The organism is Mesorhizobium sp. M7A.F.Ca.AU.001.01.1.1, assembly GCF_004022735.1.
Taxonomy (GTDB): Bacteria; Pseudomonadota; Alphaproteobacteria; order Rhizobiales; family Rhizobiaceae; genus Mesorhizobium; species Mesorhizobium ciceri.
Window position 1 is genome coordinate 1 of the sequence record NZ_RZPF01000591.1, and the last position, 4,212, is coordinate 4,212.

The 4,212-nt window shown below is 64.8% G+C and carries 6 protein-coding genes; 1 reads left to right on the forward strand and 5 read right to left on the reverse strand.

Annotated features, from left to right (window positions below; genetic code table 11):
• Window positions 1-243 (reverse strand): GntR family transcriptional regulator (locus EN884_RS27785; RefSeq protein WP_245491999.1); only part of this gene is annotated, 243 nt, incomplete at its 3' end.
• A gap of 111 nt (window positions 244-354) precedes the next feature.
• Here EN884_RS27785 and EN884_RS27790 point away from each other — a divergent pair.
• On the forward strand, window positions 355-1,107 hold the full coding sequence (locus tag EN884_RS27790; protein ID WP_063168745.1) for an NAD(P)-binding domain-containing protein: 753 nt from the start codon (window positions 355-357) through the stop codon (window positions 1,105-1,107).
• Window positions 1,108-1,135: 28 nt separating this feature from the next.
• Here the strand turns inward: EN884_RS27790 and EN884_RS27795 are convergent, their stop codons facing one another.
• Genes EN884_RS27795 through EN884_RS27810 form a run of 4 tightly spaced genes read right to left on the reverse strand, consistent with a single transcriptional unit; the run spans window position 1,136 to window position 4,021 of the window.
• Window positions 1,136-1,885: an SDR family oxidoreductase gene (locus tag EN884_RS27795; RefSeq protein ID WP_063168744.1), complete on the reverse strand. Its 750-nt coding sequence runs from the start codon at window positions 1,883-1,885 to the stop codon at window positions 1,136-1,138.
• Between the two features lie 18 nt (window positions 1,886-1,903).
• Window positions 1,904-2,830: a 3-hydroxyacyl-CoA dehydrogenase NAD-binding domain-containing protein gene (locus EN884_RS27800; protein ID WP_063168743.1), complete on the reverse strand. Its 927-nt coding sequence runs from the start codon at window positions 2,828-2,830 to the stop codon at window positions 1,904-1,906.
• Window positions 2,827-3,696: a hypothetical protein gene (locus EN884_RS27805; protein ID WP_063168742.1), complete on the reverse strand. Its 870-nt coding sequence runs from the start codon at window positions 3,694-3,696 to the stop codon at window positions 2,827-2,829. Before EN884_RS27805 ends, EN884_RS27800 begins: the two co-directional genes overlap by 4 nt.
• Window position 3,697: 1 nt before the next feature.
• Window positions 3,698-4,021 (reverse strand): NIPSNAP family protein, encoded by a 324-nt coding sequence (locus EN884_RS27810; RefSeq protein ID WP_063168741.1) that lies wholly within the window; start codon window positions 4,019-4,021, stop codon window positions 3,698-3,700.
• Window positions 4,022-4,212: the final 191 nt, after the last annotated feature.

Here is a 4,212-nt window from a genome sequence, read left to right on the forward strand (position 1 = left end):
GAGCGAAACGAAACCCTCGGAGGCGAGCCGGTTCAGCGCCTCGCGGATCGGTGTGCGCGAAAGGCCAAGGCCGCGCGAAAGCTGGACCTCGTTGATGCGCTCTCCGGGCTTCAGCTTGAATTCGACCAGGAGCTTGCGGATGGTGTTGTAGGCGCGTTCGCTGCTATCGGCAGCGCGGCGCGTCTCCGCTTCAGCGGCAAGGGACGGGTCGCTATCGGCACTGGTCTCGGCTCGTTCGGTCACGTCGGTTCTCATCTGATTTGTATGCAGGCTGTGTCGACACTTTGTAGAGCCGCCTTTCTTTCCCAACTTCGTGTGAATGGCAAGCAGCAGGTTCAAATCCGGGGGACAACAATGATTGTAGGCATTCTTGGGGTCGGGCATCTGGCGACGTCCATGCTGGCTGGGTTCTTGCGTTCCGGGCTTGATCCCGCGGCGATCGTGCTGTCGCCGCGGGGCAAGGCGGCGGCGCTCTCCGCCCGGCACGGTTTTCGGCTGGCAATCGACAATCGCGATCTCGTCGAACAGTCCGATGTCGTCATTGTTGCGGTGCGGCCCGTGCATGCGCCGGATGCGGTCGCTGGCCTGCCGTGGCGCACGGACCAAACAATGGTTTCGGTTTGCGCCGGCGTAGCGCTATCGCGGTTTGCTGTCGCGCCTGCGCGCGCGGTGCGCGCCATGCCGTTCACGGCTTCCGAAATCTGTGCCAGTCCGACGATCTATTTCCCCGACCTTGAGCAGGCGCGGGCGGTCCTCGACTGGCTTGGCCCCTCGATCGCTCTGGCCAGCGAAACGGACTTCGAGTTGGCGACGGTCAATGCCGCCATCTATGGCTGGGTGCAGGATCTGATCCGCAGGACGACTGAATGGTCGAGCGCGCGAGGTCTCGATCCGGCAATTGGCCGCCGGCTGACGGCGATGACGTTCGTGGCCGCCGGGCGGCTGATTGAGGAGAAAGACCAGCCGATGCATCAGATGCTCGAGGAGCTGGTGACACCGGGCGGCATCACCGAGCGGGGTCTGCAGGTGCTTTCGGCGCGCGGAGTGCCTGCGGCCTGGGAGGAGGCCTGCACGGCCGTGCTCGACAAATTGACCGAGCCGGACTGAGGCGCGGCGTCGCTGACGCCACGCATGCTCATCGTTGCGGCGCGGGCGGATAGGTATGGCCGCCGGGCGCCTGTTCGCTCGGCGCGACGGTCAGTTCGCTGATGTCGACATGATCCGGCATCCGCAGCGCGGTAGCAAGCACGGCGGCAATGTCGGCCGGGCCGAGCGGCCGCTGTTGCGAGTACATGCGCTTGCGCAAGCCCTCGCGGTCGCCGTCGAAGGCCTTCAGATAGAAATCCGTTTCCACACGGCCCGGGGCGATCTCGGTCAGCCGCACGCCGGTGCCCGCGAGATCATAGCGCAGGATGCGACCGGCCTGGGAAAGGCCGGCCTTGGCCGCACCGTAGGTCGTCGTGCCGGGAAAAACGCCGCTGGCTGCCGTGCTGGTCAGGTTGAAGATGTGGCCACGCTTGCGCGCGATCATGCCCGGCAGCAACATGCGGATGAGCTGCAAGGGTGCGGTGAGGTTCAGCGCCACCACCTCGGCTGTTTCCTCCGCGCTCTGTTCGTGCAGGGGGCGCACGGTCGCCAAACCGCCGGCATTGTTGACCAGGACATCGATTTCCGCCGCACCGAGCGCAGAAGCGATCGCCTCGTTGTCGCGCACATCGGCGACAAGCGGTTTCACGCGTGGCCCGAGCCTCTCCTGCAGGACCTGTAGCGCGCCACGGCTGCGCGCCAGCGCATGGACGGTCAATCCTTCCGCGATCAGGCTCTCGACGATCGCTGCGCCGATGCCTTTCGAGGCGCCGGTGACGAGGGCGGTGCGATAGGTCATGGCCATTCTCCGTGACGATTAGAGTGCACCGTGTGCGGCCACTGTTTTCAAAATGCCGACCAGGCCAGGCTCGCGCGCGGCCTTCAGATCCTCGTGGCTGCGCCCGCCTACCGCCGCATTTGTCGAAGCTGTGATCGAGCGGATGGTCTCGCTGTCAAGCTTTGCGTCGAGCAGCGTGTCCCAGATCGCCTGATAGGTCGGGCCATATTTGCGCAGGAAGTCCTCGATGCCATCGGCGTTGAGGCTGTTGGAGATGAACGAACCTTGCAGGGTCCATTTCGCGCCCGGCCCATACATGAAGGCACGATCCACGTCCTCGACCGAGGCGACGCCGTCTCGCACCAGAGCGATCGCCTCGCGCCACATGGCGCCCATCAGGCGCAAGGCGATATGGCCGGTCACCTCCCGGTTGAGCGTTACCGGCTTCTTGCCGATGGCTTCATAGATGGCGCGTGCGCGGGCGATCGCTTGTGGATCCGATGTCTTGCCGCCGACGATCTCGACCAGCGGCATCAGATGCGCTGGATTGAAGGGATGGCCGAGCACGACGCGGCCGGGCAGGCGGCACTCGCCCTGCATGTCGGACACCAGCAGGGCCGAGGAGGAGGAGGCGATGACGATCTCGTCACCGACATGATCTTCGATCTCGGCGAGCAGCCGGCGCTTGAGGGCCAGGTCTTCCGGACCGTTCTCCTGCACGAAATCGACGCCTTGGAGCGTCTCGGCGAGCGTCGGAAAAAGATGGATCTCGCCGGGCGAGGGCGAGGATCCCTTCAACGCGTCTAGGTCGGCCATGAGTGCAGGCAGCACCTCGTTGAAAGCCGCTTCGCGCCGCTCTGTCGGGTCGAACACGCGCACCGCGTGGCCGGCATGGGCAAAGCAAGCCGTCCAGCGCTGCCCGATGACGCCGAAACCGACAATGCCGATGGTCAGTTTTTCCATCATCCGGCCCTCCTGCCGTCAAGCGCAGCGCGGAAGGCCTCGTTGAGGTCGTTCCACGGGATGAGAAGATCGATCCAAGCGCCAACCCGCCCGGTAGCCAGGATCGCCTCGTCCATCAGCGCACCGAGCGGATAGTTGCCGTCCATCGCCGCCTTGAGCCGGAAAAGCAGGGCAGGCGTTTCCTCCATGTGGCAGAAATCGCGTAGCCGGGTCGCGGTCTTGTCGAGCGCGATTGCTGCCGCCTGGCGCAGCACCAATTCGTCCTTCCGGCCGCGCTCGGCGCGGATCCACCAGAGGAATTCGTGCAGCACCCGCGCTTCTGATTCCGCGGTGAAGACAGGCCCTGCCGGGTGCATGATGGCGCGTGACGCGGTGACCCGGCTGATGTCGGCGGGACAGAACACCCACAGCGCCTTGCGAGCGGCAATGATATCCTGTGGCAGCGACGATGGCGGCGAAGGCTCGGACACGCCGCCATCCGACCGGACAAGCGTGCCTTCCAGGATGCGGCGGCCCTGGTCCTGTTTCAGTGTCGCGGCAAGTTCGGCAATGCCTTCCACCGGCGCGTCGAGATGGCCGAGAACGGTGATCTCGGCATTCTCCGCCTGAAGCGGCGCGAAGGTGATTTCGAGGAACTGCCGCACCGGCCAGTAGATGAATGCGCCGGCGGTCGCGGAAAGCACATGCGTAGCACCCTCGATATCCTCGACGAAGGGAGCATGCCAATAGATATGGCTGCCGGCGATCTTCGGCGTGTGCAGCTGCAGACGCATCGGCAAGGCCGAAAGCAGCGCGCGGCGCGTGCGCTCGGCATCGCCAGTCAGGCGCAGCGGCCAGCTGCGCCCCTCGGTCGAGAAAGTCAGGTCCATCTTATTTTCCCGGATTGAAGAACGAGACGGGTTTGAGGATCTGGTTGCGCATGTCGAGCAGATAGTCGGTCTCGATCACCTTGCGCCGGTAGGCCTGCCATTCCGGGTCTGCCTCCATGCGGTCGCGCCGCTCCTCCCGGTCGGCAAGGCTTTCATATCTCCACAGATGCACGGTGCGCGAGAGGTCGCCGATATGCGTCTGGAAGAAGCCGAAGGGCTCGCCCAGATAATGCCGCTGCATCGGCAGGCCGACGTCCTCGTAGAGTTTGAGGAAATGCGACAGCTTGTTGGGGCGGGCGGTGTAGGTGCGATGGTCGAAGATCATATCGGCACTCCTTCTGACATTCTGTCGTGGCGCCCTTGACGCGGGCGTGATGGTCTTGCCGGCTCAGCCGGCACTTCGCACCGTATCGGCGATGAGCCGGGCGGTGAGCGCCGGTGCCTCGATCTGCGGTACATGGCCAACGCCATCGAGAAGATGAACGGCAGTGAAGCCCGGCGCGCGGGCCGCATGGG

Excerpts from the sequence above, each read along its gene's own strand:
- EN884_RS27790 (WP_063168745.1), top strand. The coding sequence starts at position 355 with ATGATTGTAGGCATTCTTGGGGTCGGGCATCTGGCGACGTCCATGCTG.
- EN884_RS27795 (WP_063168744.1), bottom strand. The coding sequence starts at position 1,885 with ATGACCTATCGCACCGCCCTCGTCACCGGCGCCTCGAAAGGCATCGGC.
- EN884_RS27800 (WP_063168743.1), bottom strand. The coding sequence starts at position 2,830 with ATGATGGAAAAACTGACCATCGGCATTGTCGGTTTCGGCGTCATCGGG.
- EN884_RS27805 (WP_063168742.1), bottom strand. The coding sequence starts at position 3,696 with ATGGACCTGACTTTCTCGACCGAGGGGCGCAGCTGGCCGCTGCGCCTG.
- EN884_RS27810 (WP_063168741.1), bottom strand. The coding sequence starts at position 4,021 with ATGATCTTCGACCATCGCACCTACACCGCCCGCCCCAACAAGCTGTCG.